Origin of the sequence: Bradyrhizobium sp. th-b2 (genome assembly GCF_000426785.1) — a bacterium.
In the GTDB taxonomy this organism is placed as follows: domain Bacteria; phylum Pseudomonadota; class Alphaproteobacteria; order Rhizobiales; family Xanthobacteraceae; genus Bradyrhizobium; species Bradyrhizobium septentrionale.
On sequence record NZ_AUGA01000102.1, the window covers coordinates 1 to 12,939 of the forward strand.

A 12,939-nucleotide genomic window follows, 5' to 3' on the forward strand; every position below is an offset into this window, starting at 1 on the left:
TCGATGCTTCGGGATGCTGCTTTTCGAGTTCTTGGATGCGTTGGTTGAACGAAGCTAGCTCAAGGTACAGTCGTTCAATTTCCGCATTCTTCTCGATGGGCCCTGGCTTCCGAGCTTTGCTTGCCTGCATCACGTATCCCCCCGTTATGCTCTCGCCTTTGTGAGCCCGATTCGTGTCTAGAAATGGAATCTCTTTTGGCAAGGGTGTGGCCAGCCAGGTCCTTGGAATTGTCACGCCCGGCGAATACAAACCGAAGACCTGGCCCTGGCCGCCTAGACGTGCACATCAAGGGGAAAAGTCACGGCCACCTGCTCAGTAGGAGTCATCCTAGCCGATACCGTGTTCGCGTTCGTATCGTTTCGTGTTGCGACCGTCGATCCATAGATGCAGTAACCCTATCACGAATGTGGCAGATAACTGACACACAAATCGGGCCGATCTCGGCCATCGCTTTCTCACCGGCCGAGATCATCAGGCGTCGCTTCGAAACGTGGCCTGGCCTTAGGGTCGAGACGGTGGAGGCAGTGCGGCGCACGTCTTTTGAATACCGCTTCAAAGCCCCCTGCCGTCTGCTCATTACAGCAGAGATCGGAGAGCGAGAGAGCGGCGAAACTCGGCTTGAGGGACTGCCACGGTCGGACCTCCGCACCTTTACGCACAAGATGACCTTCGTTCCCGCAGGTCACGACTTTGTCGGGACACAGAAACCGCGCTTGTTGACCCGCATCATCTGCATTTATCTCGATCCGCGGGGACCGCTTACGGATCCTGAACTGCGCTTCAGTGAAGTTGAATTCAGGCCCCGGTTGTTCTTCGAAGATGTCTCCCTCTGGGAGACAGCCCTCAGGCTCAAAACGGAGATGGCGCATTACGACGTGATGCACCGACAGTATGGTGAAACATTGGGGATCCTCCTGGCGCACGATCTCGTTCGCATCAATGGAAATGCCGTCCCAATCAGATCTGCCGCGGTTCGAGGCGGCTTGGCGGCCTGGCAGCAACGGCGGCTGGCCGAATACATCGAAGACCATATCTCCGATGACATTCCGCTCACCGTCCTCGCGCAATTGGTACAGCTAAGCCCATACCATCTTTGTCGTTCCTTCAAGCGATCCTTCGGGATGCCGCCGCAGAAGTATCAAGCGATGCGCCGAATCGAGCGAGCGAAGCAGATGCTGGCAAGGCACGAGCTGTCGATCACCATGATCGCGCGCACGCAGTTGGATTTGGCGAAACCAGCACGTTCAGCGCAGCCTTTCATCGGCTGGCCAGACAAACGCCCAGCCGGTACCGCCGTGACCTCGATTGAGGAAACTGCTTCGCGGCACGGAACCGTGGTGCGTCCGGAAAGGATGCCACTAGCCGGTGAGGTGCGTCATCCGATCCCAATGCACTCTTCTCGAGGAGGACTAGGCCGAGACCGTCCCCCGTGAGCTAGAGCCAACCGCTCAGCTCTCGGCGCACGATGGAGTCGATCACGCGCATTCCGCCGTCACTGTCGTTCAGGCAATCGATCCGCGCGAACGCCTCGCCGCCTGCAGCGAAAAAGTATCCGGCGTTCTCGCTGCCGATTTCCTCGATGGTCTCCAGGCAGTCGGCCGAAAAGCCCGGGGTTAAGACCGCAATCCGCTTGATGCCGCGGGATGCAAGGCCCTTAATCGTTTCGTCAGTGTAGGGCCTCAACCATTCCGAACCGCCGAACCGGGATTGAAACGTCATGATCAGGCGGTCGGGCGGCAGCACTAGTCTTCGACCGAGGAGTTCTGTCGTCCTCTTGCATTGCGAGTAGTAAGGGTCACCCTTGGCGCGGGTCTCCATCGGCATGCCGTGATAGGACACCACGGTCACTTCCGGCTCGAAATCGATCTGCGCCAGGCGCGTTGTCACCGAGCGCGCGATCTCTTCGATATAGACGTCATGTTCATAGTATGGCGAAGCAACCCGCAGACACGGTTGATTTCGCATCGACGACAGGATTTCGAAGACCGAATCGCATGCTGTCGCGCTGGTCGCCGCCGAGTATTGCGGGTAAAGGGGAACGAACAGGATACGGTCGCAGCCCAGCGCGCTGAGCCGCTCGATCGCGGCCTTGAGCGAGGGGGTGCCGTACCGCATGCCCCATTCGACAATCACCCTGGCGCTGCCGCTACCCGATCGCTGATCCTGCAAGGACTCCTGCAATTTCTTCGCTTGCGACCTGGTGATGGTCTTGAGCGGGCTCTCGTCGCGTTCGCGGTTCCAGATCGTCGCGTAGTCCCTGCCCTTTCGTCGAGGTCGGGTAGCGAGAATCAGGAAGTTGAGGACGAAGAACCAGAGCAACCGGGGCGCTTCTATGACCCTGCGATCGGACAGGAACTCGGCAAGGTACCGTCGCATGGACCAATAGTCCGTCCCGTCGGGCGAACCCAAATTGCTCAAGAGCACCGCGATATTGCGGGGCTGCGCGCAGCCGCCGGCACCAGCCCGCCGCAGCGCAGTGTCCGTCCTGTCGGCAGGACCGAACTCCAGAATCGTCATGTCAACCTCCGGAGACTTCGGCCGCGGGCCTCGAGCCAGGCAGCGATGATCTGCTCGAGTGCAGCCGCGATCTGCTCGTTCTCGATCGGAAGAAGAAGTTCAGCGAGAAATCCTTTGATCAAGCGCGAGCGGGCTCTCCCCTTCGGGATGCCCCGCGCCATCAGATAGTAGATCTGCGCATCATCAATATCCGCAATCGTGGCACCGTGCCCGCACTGAACATCGTCGGCGAAAATCTCCAGTTCCGGTTTTGCGGAGAACTCTCCATCGTCGGAGAGCAGCAGTGTATTGCAGGCCATCCGGGCGTCTGTGTGCTGTGCACCCCGCCCGACCTTGATACCCCCTGGAAGGCGCCACTGGCCCGATCAAAGACGACGTTTCGCACCACGACCGCGGACGTCGTGCCCACCGCTTCATGTTCAAGCGTCATGGTCAGATCCGTGTGCCCTGCGTCCCTTACATCGAGGGTGGCTGACCACCGAACTTAGAGGGATCGTCATAGCTGGGCGTATCGTCGTAGTAGATCGGTGGTCGAGCGGACGCATAAGCCTCGCGCGTGATGACGAAATCACCAAGCGATACGACCCGGCCATGGTGAGCCACGGCTCGGTGTCGCGTGTGTATGCCATGTATGGGAGCCGCGCTCGAGCATGCGGTGAGCGAAATCAAGAAGCCTACGGTCAGGAGAGAACGCATCGAAACCTTCTCCAATGGTCTACTTCTTGGAAGTGGTGCGCATTGCTCGTCATCCCAATGTGCACGGGTCATGCGGTGCATCACGTTGCCTACATCGGCTCTTCGTGGCGCTGAATGCTGGAATGACACCACAGACGTAGTCGAGATGGTGCGCGCCGGGTCGCACACGCCCAAAGCCGAGCATGATCGCGCGAGTTGACGTTCAACGGGACAACATAGCCAAACCAGCAAGAACTCCAAACATTGCAATCCAAGTGATAAGCAGGTCTATTGGCATGTTACTCGTTTTCGGTTCATCAACTCCATCGAACGGCTGCACGGTCCGCCTCCACGTGTCAGGCGACTCATGGCCTAAAATGTAGGTAAGCAGCGCATGCTGCACGATCGTACACAATTGCGAGAGCCGAGCGCTTTGGCGAATCTTACCCCGATCAACGATGTCCGCTGTGCCTCGAACTTGCCGCAACGCCCAGCATGCGCAAGCCGCCTTATGACCTTCCAAATTGTGATTGCGAGGAGCAAGGACAGTTGGGTGGGAACCGCTTCTGGCCAGCTTAACCGTTGATAAATCAAACGAATTTGTCCGCAGGAGTCCACCGTTTGTAGTGACGTTTTGTATTGTCCGCAAGCACCTGTGGGGGCAAGTGCTCAACCGAGAAGAAGCTGGTTCAGGCCCGCCGTGGTAGTATGGTTCCTGTTTGCAAGTGAGCCCCACTAACGCGCCTCGAAGATGTGCATTACGAGGTGCAGGGGGATGCCAGCATGGACGTCGCGGTTTGGCTGCGGAGCCTTGGCCTCGAACGATACGAGGCGGCATTCCGCGAGAACGAGATAAGCGAGCGGGTCCTCCCGAGCCTCACGCAGGAGGACCTGAAGGAAATCGGCGTTGGTCCTGTCGGTCACCGCCGGATGCTCCTAGATGCTATCGCTGCGCTGCGAGCCGATACGGATAACAACGCGCCTTCAGCCAACTTCGCGGTCGTGTCCAGTGCCCCGAACGTTTCTCACGAAGACCGCGCGGAGCGTCGCCAAGTTACAGTGATGTTCTCAGACTTGGTCGGCTCAACTGCACTATCGGCGCGCATGGACCCAGAAGATTTGCGGGAGGTGATCTCCTCCTATCAGAAGTCCGTCGCAGAGACCGTGGGTCGCTTTGAGGGCTTCGTTGCGAAGTACATGGGCGATGGGGTGCTGATCTATTTCGGCTATCCTCAGGCCCACGAGGACGATGCCGAACGAGCCGTGCGCGCTGGGCTGGAAATGGTTGCAGCCATACGTGATCTGAAGACCCACGCGGCCTTGCAGACACGTGTCGGGATAGCGACGGGACTGGTGGTGGTCGGTGACGTGATAGGGTCGGGTGCCTCTCAGGAGCAAGCAATCGTTGGCGACACCCCGAACCTCGCGGCGCGCCTGCAGGGCGTTGCCGAGCCGAACAGCGTGGTGGTTGCTGAAAGTACACGCAAGCTGTTGGGCAGTTTGTTCGAGCTTGAGGATCTTGGGCCACAGGAACTCAAGGGTATCTCGGGGCCTACCCGAGCTTGGGCGGCACTGCGGCCGGCTTCAGTGGAAGGCCGTTTCGACGCAATGCATGCGAGCGGCCTAACTGACCTCGTTGGGCGGGAAGAAGAACTCGACTTGCTGCTGCGGCGTTGGTCGAGAGCCAAATCCGGCGATGGACAGATTGTGTTGCTCTCCGGGGAGGCAGGCATCGGCAAGTCTCGGCTAACGGCAGCGCTGCTTGAACGTCTAGCAACCGAGCCGCACACGCGCTTGCGCTATTTCTGCTCCCCACAGCACACTGACAGCGTACTCTATCCCGTCATCAGCCAGTTGGAGCGGGCTGCTCGACTTGCGCATGATGACACCGCGCAGGCCAAGCTCGACAAACTCGATACCCTGCTGGCGCGAAGTTCCACGCCGCCAGAAGATGTGGTGCTCTTTGCCGAAATGTTGTCGCTGCCGAACGACGGACGTTACCCCACGCTCGAACTAGCCCCGCAGCAACGTCGGCAGCACACGCTCGAAGCGCTTAGATCGCAAATCGAGGCGCTGGCTGAACGAACTCCCCTGCTGATGGTTTTCGAGGATGTGCACTGGGCCGATCCCACCTCACTTGAACTTTTCGAGCTAATTGTCGAGCGGGCATCGAGCTTACCGCTTCTGGCAATCGTCACCTTTCGACCGGAGTTCGTGCCACCATGGGTCAGCCGTGCGCAGGTGACGCTGATCAGTCTCAATCGCCTTCCACGCCAGCTCTCCGCCGCGATGATCGCGCACGTCACGGGCGGCAAGGTCTTGCCACAGGAAATTGCCGACCAGATCACCAATCGGACTGACGGCGTACCGCTGTTCATCGAGGAACTAACCAAGGCAGTGGTTGAGAGCGGCTTGGTTGTGGAATGCGGCGACCGATATCTGGTGACGGGTCCGGTAACGCCGCTCGCGATCCCGACATCGCTACAAGCATCGCTCCTAGCGCGGCTTGATCACTTGGCGCCAGCGCGCGACGTGGCGCAGATCGCCGCTGCTCTCGGACGTCACTTCTCCCACGAGCTGATCAGAGCCGTTACTCCAATGCCGCGGAAGCAACTGGACGACGCCTTGGCGCAGCTCGTGTCTGCCGAAATGATCTTCAGGCGCGGCATGCCTCCCCATGCGGAATACACCTTCAAGCACTCACTGGTTCAGGATGCCGTCTACGGCACGTTGCTGCGCGGCCGGCGCCAGCAGCTGCATGCCCGTATCGCTGCGACGCTTGAAGACCAATTCCCGGAGGTCGTGGTTACCCAGCCCGCGCTGCTTGCCCGGCACTGCGCCGAGGCCGGGCTGGTGGAGAAGGCGGTCGCTTATTGGCTCAAAGCCGGTAGGCGAGCGATGGCGGGCTCTGCGATGACGGAAGCGGTCGCCCAATTGCGGAAAGGGTTGGACGCGCTAACCAGTCTGCCGGACGGCGCTCGGCGTCGGCAACAAGAGCTAGACCTTTTACTTGCGCTTAGACCGGCACTGGCTTTCACAAAAGGTCTTTCGTCGCCCGATGTAGGCGAGACCATCGCGCGAGCACGCGCACTGGCCGAACAGCTAAATCTACCCGAGTACCTCGTGCGGCTGAGCTTTGGCCAATGGGCGTTTCATTTGGGCCGATCCGAACACAAGCTGGCGCTGTCGCTTGCCGAGCAGATCGAAAAAATCGCCGGGGCGCAGAACGATGTGAGTGCGCAATTGCGGGGTCGCCGCGCAAACGGGATGACCCGCCTCCATCTCGGGGATTTCGTAGCCGCCCGCGCACTCCTGGATCAGTGTCATGGCCTTGCTGATGCGCATCGCGGCATCGGTGCGGGACTGGCCGAAGATCCCTACGCCTCGATGCTCGCGTACCTCGCCGTTACGTTGGCCCACCTGGGCTACATCGATCAATCACGGTTGCGGCTGGAGGAGGCATTCACAGAGACACGCCGGCTCAGGCATGCCCAAACACTAGCTGTCGTGCTCATTTTTGCGAATTGGACCGGCTGGATCACCCGCTCGCCTGAGATGGAACGGTACGCCGGGGAACTTCTGGCTATATCGACCGAGCACCGTTTTCCATTTCATTTCGGTTGGGCAACAGCATTCCACGGAGCCGCGTTGACCGCGCGTGGCCGGGCACACGAAGGCCTCACGCTGCTCACACAGGGGCTGGAAGCATTACGTGCTACCGGAGCTTCGATGAATACGTCGATTGTGCTAATGTGGCTCGCCGAGGCCCACGCTATGGTCGGGCAGCCATCCGATGGACTGAATTGCCTCGCAGAGGCGGCACGGATCATCGAGACGACCGACGAACGGTGCTACGAGGCAGGGTTGCATCGATTGCGCGGCGATTTACTGAATGCCACATGCGATCCATCCGCGGCCGAGCGAAGCTATCATCAGGCACTCACGGTAGCGAAGCTGCAGTGCGCAAAGCTCTTGGAATTGCAGGCATCACTCAGCTTGGCGCGCCTCTGGCGCAAACAGAATAGGCGCGGCGAAGCCCGTGATCTTCTCGCGCCGATCTACGGCTGGTTCACTGAAGGCTTCGACATGCCTGATCTGAAGGAGGCGAAGACGCTGCTGGAGGAGTAGTGTCCTAGCAGTGGTACAGCTGGGTGAGTACTGCCGACTTCCAGCTTTCTTATTGAAAAACCTACGTTTTTTGTGCGCCCGAGATTGGCTTTTGTAGCAGGCTTTTGTATTTCTGAGAAGTCGACACACACATTATGTGTGGGTTGATTCGAGCGCATTGGGCTCGCGGTGATCGTTTGGGGGCATTGGGGCTTGCGTGGTCGCGCGATGCATGTGAGTGCGAGGCCTCAAGGCTGCCACATGGAAAGCCAATGGGTCCCATCTGGCGATATGGGACCCTAACTGCCCGCAGTGTCCGGGGCGATTTCGAGTTCCTTGGGTTAAAGGTCCGTCGCCGCCGCCGAACTTATCGCAGCATTGCGTTAGCGGTCACGCCGCGGGCACGCGCGCCTCTTCCACCGCAGCGCTCATCAACACATGCAAGTCCGTGACTCCTTCAGAGGCCGTTCGGACGATCCGCTGCGCCATCTTCGCTTTCGTAGCGGGTGTACGGTGCGAGCGCTCAGTTCGATCCACCGCCGTGTCGAGTGCAGTCTTCATGATGGCGACCAATTCGGGGCTGACGCTGGCGGATGGGACATTGGTCATCGTGGCTCCTCGTGGGAGCTGCGGTGTAGCGGCTCAGTGTAACAGTGATGCCTCACCCCTCGCGATCCCGCTTCAATCCGAAGTGAACTATCTAAACGGCAATTTAATCGCTCTCTCCTTCGCCCGTACCTATGTGATGGCGCATGAACCTTCACATGAGCTTGTCATGTTACGCAAATCCATCCTTGTCCTTGCAACCGCCGCTGCCGTTGGCAGTGCCATTCCCTCGACTTCCGCATTCGCGTTTGAACGGGGTCTCCCCGCGACCGGCCACGGCAGCTATAGCTCACGCCTCGCAAGTCACGATGGCGAATTTGACTACCGCCGCTACTGGCCATTCCACGCTTATTACGATTATTGCGCTACTCACGTCGCCAACAGCGACAATGGCTGCTAGAGAGCCTTGGTAATTCTTGCAAATGATTGAGGTTAAGCATTCTGAGCGCGTCGCGCGGATACTTCTCGATTATCTGACGTGTAAACGAAAGCCCCTCGAGATCCCGCCTGAGGTCGCCCGACGGTTCGCCGCCGATACGCGGGCTTTCCATGCCGAGCGCGATCCTCTTAAGCGTGACGAGATCGCAGCCAATACCAGGCACACGCTTCTGCAGCATATGCCGAAGGGCACCAAGCTCCGGCTTGCCGACGTCCCCGAGCTGTTCAAGCTGATGTCATGACCGGCACAAGGCGATGGTGATGATCTGTTCACCGATGGGTATCGGCTGTTTGTCCATGACCCGCGCTGGAATCGAAACGGCCCCGGTCGGGCTTGGGGAGCACACCGGGGCCGCTTCGTGGGGCGCCCCTTTCCGGAGGAGCGCCATTCACAGTATCGGGAAAAAGTGGCAATCGGTACTGCGCTAGCGGGCTACTCCAGAAGGAGTCCTAGCTCACCGCAGGCCGCCCAACGAAAGAGGCCGCCAAACTGAGGCGGCCTCTAATTGACGGCTCCAACAACCTTGGGGGGCCTGTGGGAAGGAAGGCTAGTTGCTGGGGCCATCTACCGGCCCGCTTGGTGCGTGCGGGTCAGGTTTCGATGGCGGAGCTATTGGCGACGACGGCCATTTAGCTAATCTTTCCGCTGCGTCCACGAGCTGAGCGAGAGAATGGATTTTCAGCTTCCTGAGTAAGCGAAGGCGCTGGACGGATACTTGCGCTTCGGTCCCGCCGATCTGTGCAGCAATCTGCGCGTCACGCCTCCCGAGAGCCATGCGCCTCAGGAGCTTTTTTCACGCGGGCTTAGCGGTTCGGCCGGCATCGTCACTGCATAAACAAGGTCAATGCCACGATGACTATCGGGCTCAAACCGAGGATCACTGCCCAGCATTTGAAGAATAGGTCATCTAGCATGACACAACCCCACGTAGACGATGAGCCTACGCCGGGAACACTCGGCAACCTAGTGCTGTTTGTGCCAAGCCGATGTCAAGAACTCCGTGCACCCACGGAAAACCCCGGACAGCACTCAGCTACATCCCAAATAGGACAATCAGGATCAACACGGAAAGTGCGATTGAGGCGCAACTGGCTATCGTTATCCAGTCCCACTTCATGCTGTGAATGCTGAAGCTGTCGCGGCGCCGCGACAGTTGATTTGGGTCAAGGCTTTTCAAATTTCCGCAAGGTAAAGATGGGAGCCGATGGCTGAGATCGAGGTCTACACCGCCCGCTATGAACGCGAACATGGGCACCCGCCGGCCGGGCGAAGGTTCTGGCTGTTCACGCTGGTCTCGGAGGCCGGCGCGATCCTCTACGAGGTCAAGCTCAACGAGCAGCTGATCTACCCGGCGGCGCTCGAGCGGGCTCGGGCAACAGCCGAACAGCGGAAGGCCTTCCGGATCATCGTGGAGCCGTAGCGCGCGGCGATTAGCATTCTTCGCCCTCGATACCTATCTCGGGGCCATGCCCAAATTCGAGTTTTGCTCCTGCCCACGGTCGGGAAGATCGTCCCGACCGGCCCGGAATGGTACCACGAGCTGAAATTCGACGGCTACCGTCTGCGCCTCGAGCGCGACGGAGACCAAGGTCCTAGCGATGCCCCGGGGCAAACGCATGAAACTTGCCGGGGCTGCGGCTTGGCTCGTGCCCTCGTACGAAGGATGGCTCGTTGCAAACGTGGACTGTCGTCAATCGTTGCGGCGCACCCTGCGCACGGCACCGGATATGCAACAAGTGCCAGCGAACGCGCTTCGTTCCTGTAAGGAATTGATCGCCCCACAAACGTCCCTAATATCTGCAGAAAGTGCCTGCGCAAACTGGCACAAACTACGTGCCCGTAAGATCACGGTGCGATCGAGGCCCGCAACAGTTCCTTAACCGGCGACAGAAATAATTCTCACGTATGGATCAGGGCGACCAGGAATGGTTCATGCCGACGCTGCGGCGCGGCTAAGCCGGTCTTGCGGCCTGGATGGTACGTTCGAACAGAACGTCAGATCCGGCCGACTACCGGAGCCGACGCGGACCGAGGTCCCAACCAGAATGCCGGCATCATCACGGCATTCAGAGCCACCTCGACCATAGCCAGCGGCGCGACAGGATCGTGCAAGGAGCGTTTGGTGAAAGGGCTCATGATAGCGATTGGCGTTATTGTTGTGCTTTACATTGGCGATCAGCAGTTCGCCCAAGGCAAGTACACCTACGCAGTCCAGCGCATGGTGGTCCAGATGAGGCATTCGTTTGGAATTTAATGCCGCATCGAAAGCCGTATTCATGCGTTGACTCGTTTCGCCCAAATGGGAGGTCTAAATAATGAACGACCGAAACCGACGGGCACCCGCGGCAGCGGAACGGGAAGCCCACAGGGTATTCAAAGCGGTCAGGGCGAAGGAAGCTTTGACCGATTACGCCAAAGCCCAAAAAGCGCTCCACGATAATCGAGAGCGCCTAAAGGCCGAACGGCTGGCGCGGGAGGCCGAAGCGTCCAACCGCTCAAAAGCAGTTTGAAGCGCTCGATTATCGACGCATGTCTTTGGCGCCGCAAAGCCTGCTCACTTTCTCCGCAATGGCGCGGACCGGACGCATTATACCGAGACTTGTTCTGAGCCGACTGTACGAGGTCGGTCTCGCCCGTCCATATCCAGCACCACGCAAAGTAATCGCTCCGTGTCGTTTCTGTCACATCCAGCAAAGAAACGACCGCACCAGCACCAGCTTTGATACAGCGATAATTGCCCTGTAGCCGTTAGAGGGTAAAGGTGTTCGTGCTCAGCTACCCATCTCGGAGATCACGATGTTGAAGTTTCTGGTTGTTGGAGTTGCAACTTTCGGTTTCGTGGCTGCTGCCAGTGCGGCCGACCTCCCTCGTCCGCAGCCGGTCGCCGAACAGGCTCCGGTTGGCAAGATGCCAATTGGCAAATATCCGGTTGGCAAGTACCCGGTTGGAAAGTACCCGGTTGGAAAAGCTCCTGCTGCGATCGTAACGAAGGGCTAGCTCGAAGATCGCCCAGGCAGCGTCCCTTTCAGTTTTCGCTGAAGGCCGCTGCTCGGTGCGTCTTGCCCTGGTGAGGGGTTGAAGGTGCCCGCCTGCGCTTTCGGCTACCGGCGGTGGTTAATTCCTCGCCCTGCCGGCTGCCGCGAAAGTGGGGGTCCAGGCCATATTAGGCGGCGACGCCTTGAGCGGCGCTGTACTCGGCAGCATCCTTGTAATAGACGCCGGCCGCGCTCTCTTCGTCGCTGGCTTCGTGATAGCTCGCCACCCCGTTGCTGACCGACACCACCATGATGCGGTCGCTGCCGTCCGGCTTCGCGCCGCTTTTCAGCAACCATGGCCGGCCAACGTCACTCTCGATCGGTGCGGCGATACAATGAGATTGTTGCGCCATGCGTCGGCGCCGCTGTGCTCGGTCTTGGTCATGCAGCAGCACTCCGCACCCGCACGCCGGGCCGTCTATGCTTCTTGCATCGGCGATTCGGAGAAAACTTCAGCGCAATTGCCGGTGCCTTGAACTCGAACAGCTCGCCGCAGGTATCGCAGGCGACTGCCAGATCAGCAACCGCGTCTCGGTGCCATCCCTGCGCGTGTACGGCTCGCTGCCGATGCAAGTGTAAACTTGATTGTCGTGTTCTCGCTTATTCATCGCGATACCTCGCCATACATGAGGCTCGCAACGATGGCTGCCATTGTCGCGCTGAGTGCTACCCTGCGCGTCAGCCATGACGTTTGACGATTTAGAAGAAACACCTTAGAGTCCAAAGCGTCTCGCCAGACATCTTTCGGAATCGGGTCGCCCTCTCGGCGGCCCTTTTCTGTATCGGCCATGTGCTTATACGGCCTCCAGGTTCAGGAGCGTGTCGCTCCGCCGGAAGGCCACGGCAGCGGCTAGATTTCTGCTCTCAAAGGGTCCGGGTGCGTCGTCGCCGGTGCCGATCTGAAAAAGCCCGTCGTCGCGCTGAACGATCGGGCAGCGATATACCGAGACGGGAGAGTGAGACAAACATCGGGAAAGATCGAGGAAATCCGTTGCTATCATGTCAGCATCCCGAAGTGTCACGCGCCGCCCGGTTGCAGCGGCGATTTTTCGAGCCACCATTCTCGCGGTTTCATCGTCGGCAAGGTCGAGAGCGAACACTCCCCGGGGCTTAATGTCGGGACTTGCAACGTCTACGATGATGGGACGCCGCTGGTTCGTCCGCTTCACTTCGGGCTCTGCAGGCCGGCGGAGGAAAGCCATTCGCCTATATGTGAGGCGGTCTCCATCTGCCGGGCCTTTTCGAGCGCCGCCTCCTTGGCCGCGCCAACGGGCAGTTCGGTGGCCATCGCCCGCAGGCGCTGTCCTTCGTCACACAGACGTTCTTGAAGGGATTGGTCTTGTTTGAAACGCCGCCGCTTGATGACCATGGAGCGCTCCTTTCCTGTTCGAGGAAGGCGGGAGCGCTAACGGGGCGGTCTCATCACCGATAAAAGCCACTGATCCGGGCGGTGATAAAGGCTAACGTACGCCCCTTGGCTGCAGTTCCAAAGGAACTTCGTCACGGCTACGTGTCCCCGCCGCGGTGTCGCGAATTGGATGGGATCGATTCCTCGGACG

The 12,939-nt window shown here is 59.3% G+C and carries 13 protein-coding genes and 1 pseudogene; 7 read left to right on the top strand and 7 right to left on the bottom strand.

All coding sequences use genetic code 11. The features are described 5' to 3' along the window. Positions 1-717: 717 nt before the first annotated feature. Positions 718-1,434: an AraC family transcriptional regulator gene (locus K359_RS63745; RefSeq protein WP_165128494.1), complete on the top strand. Its 717-nt coding sequence runs from the start codon at positions 718-720 to the stop codon at positions 1,432-1,434. Between the two features lies 1 nt (position 1,435). On the opposite strand, the gene hemH is transcribed toward K359_RS63745, so the two are convergent. Together hemH and K359_RS0143470 are read right to left on the bottom strand one after the other, a co-directional pair. Beyond that, a complete protein-coding gene (gene hemH, locus K359_RS0143465; protein ID WP_029084724.1) occupies positions 1,436-2,518 on the bottom strand; it encodes a ferrochelatase in 1,083 nt (360 codons plus the stop codon). Continuing rightward, positions 2,515-2,963, bottom strand: a pseudogene (locus K359_RS0143470) (SufD family Fe-S cluster assembly protein); the annotation flags it as partial. The gene hemH and the pseudogene K359_RS0143470, both read right to left, overlap by 4 nt. Before the next feature lie 1,013 nt (positions 2,964-3,976). On the opposite strand from K359_RS0143470, the gene K359_RS0143475 reads away from it, so the two are divergent. The 3 genes from K359_RS0143475 to K359_RS0143485 all read left to right on the top strand — a co-directional run bounded on the left by K359_RS0143475 (position 3,977) and on the right by K359_RS0143485 (position 8,586). Next, positions 3,977-7,321 (top strand): adenylate/guanylate cyclase domain-containing protein, encoded by a 3,345-nt coding sequence (locus K359_RS0143475; protein ID WP_029084726.1) that lies wholly within the window; start codon positions 3,977-3,979, stop codon positions 7,319-7,321. Positions 7,322-7,859: 538 nt separating this feature from the next. After that, positions 7,860-8,306 carry a hypothetical protein gene (locus K359_RS62370; RefSeq protein WP_156929020.1) on the top strand — a complete coding sequence of 149 codons (447 nt, stop codon included), beginning with the start codon at positions 7,860-7,862 and terminating at the stop codon, positions 8,304-8,306. 16 nt (positions 8,307-8,322) lie between these two features. Further along, positions 8,323-8,586 carry a hypothetical protein gene (locus K359_RS0143485; protein ID WP_156929021.1) on the top strand — a complete coding sequence of 88 codons (264 nt, stop codon included), beginning with the start codon at positions 8,323-8,325 and terminating at the stop codon, positions 8,584-8,586. A gap of 306 nt (positions 8,587-8,892) precedes the next feature. Here the strand turns inward: K359_RS0143485 and K359_RS66505 are convergent, their stop codons facing one another. Continuing rightward, positions 8,893-9,120, bottom strand: coding sequence for a LuxR C-terminal-related transcriptional regulator (locus K359_RS66505; protein WP_084518761.1), 228 nt, complete (start codon positions 9,118-9,120; stop codon positions 8,893-8,895). 429 nt (positions 9,121-9,549) lie between these two features. On the opposite strand from K359_RS66505, the gene K359_RS0143500 reads away from it, so the two are divergent. Continuing rightward, positions 9,550-9,765: a hypothetical protein gene (locus tag K359_RS0143500; RefSeq protein ID WP_029084729.1), complete on the top strand. Its 216-nt coding sequence runs from the start codon at positions 9,550-9,552 to the stop codon at positions 9,763-9,765. Positions 9,766-10,275: 510 nt separating this feature from the next. Here the strand turns inward: K359_RS0143500 and K359_RS62375 are convergent. Next, complete coding sequence (locus K359_RS62375) at positions 10,276-10,623, bottom strand: hypothetical protein (RefSeq protein WP_156929022.1); 348 nt, start codon at positions 10,621-10,623, stop codon at positions 10,276-10,278. A 37-nt stretch (positions 10,624-10,660) separates the two neighbouring features. On the opposite strand from K359_RS62375, the gene K359_RS60050 reads away from it, so the two are divergent. Then, positions 10,661-10,855, top strand: coding sequence for a hypothetical protein (locus K359_RS60050; protein ID WP_084518762.1), 195 nt, complete (start codon positions 10,661-10,663; stop codon positions 10,853-10,855). 286 nt (positions 10,856-11,141) lie between these two features. After that, on the top strand, positions 11,142-11,342 hold the full coding sequence (locus K359_RS60055) for a hypothetical protein (protein ID WP_084518763.1): 201 nt from the start codon (positions 11,142-11,144) through the stop codon (positions 11,340-11,342). Positions 11,343-11,508: 166 nt separating this feature from the next. Here the strand turns inward: K359_RS60055 and K359_RS62380 are convergent, their stop codons facing one another. From K359_RS62380 to K359_RS55400, 3 genes are all read right to left on the bottom strand, one after another. Further along, on the bottom strand, positions 11,509-11,775 hold the full coding sequence (locus K359_RS62380; protein WP_156929023.1) for a hypothetical protein: 267 nt from the start codon (positions 11,773-11,775) through the stop codon (positions 11,509-11,511). Between the two features lie 399 nt (positions 11,776-12,174). Next, entirely contained in the window at positions 12,175-12,549 is a 375-nt protein-coding gene (locus tag K359_RS0143515) for a hypothetical protein (protein WP_035978200.1), read from the bottom strand. Then, a complete protein-coding gene (locus tag K359_RS55400) occupies positions 12,546-12,749 on the bottom strand; it encodes a hypothetical protein (protein ID WP_035978201.1) in 204 nt (67 codons plus the stop codon). Before K359_RS55400 ends, K359_RS0143515 begins: the two co-directional genes overlap by 4 nt. Positions 12,750-12,939: the final 190 nt, after the last annotated feature.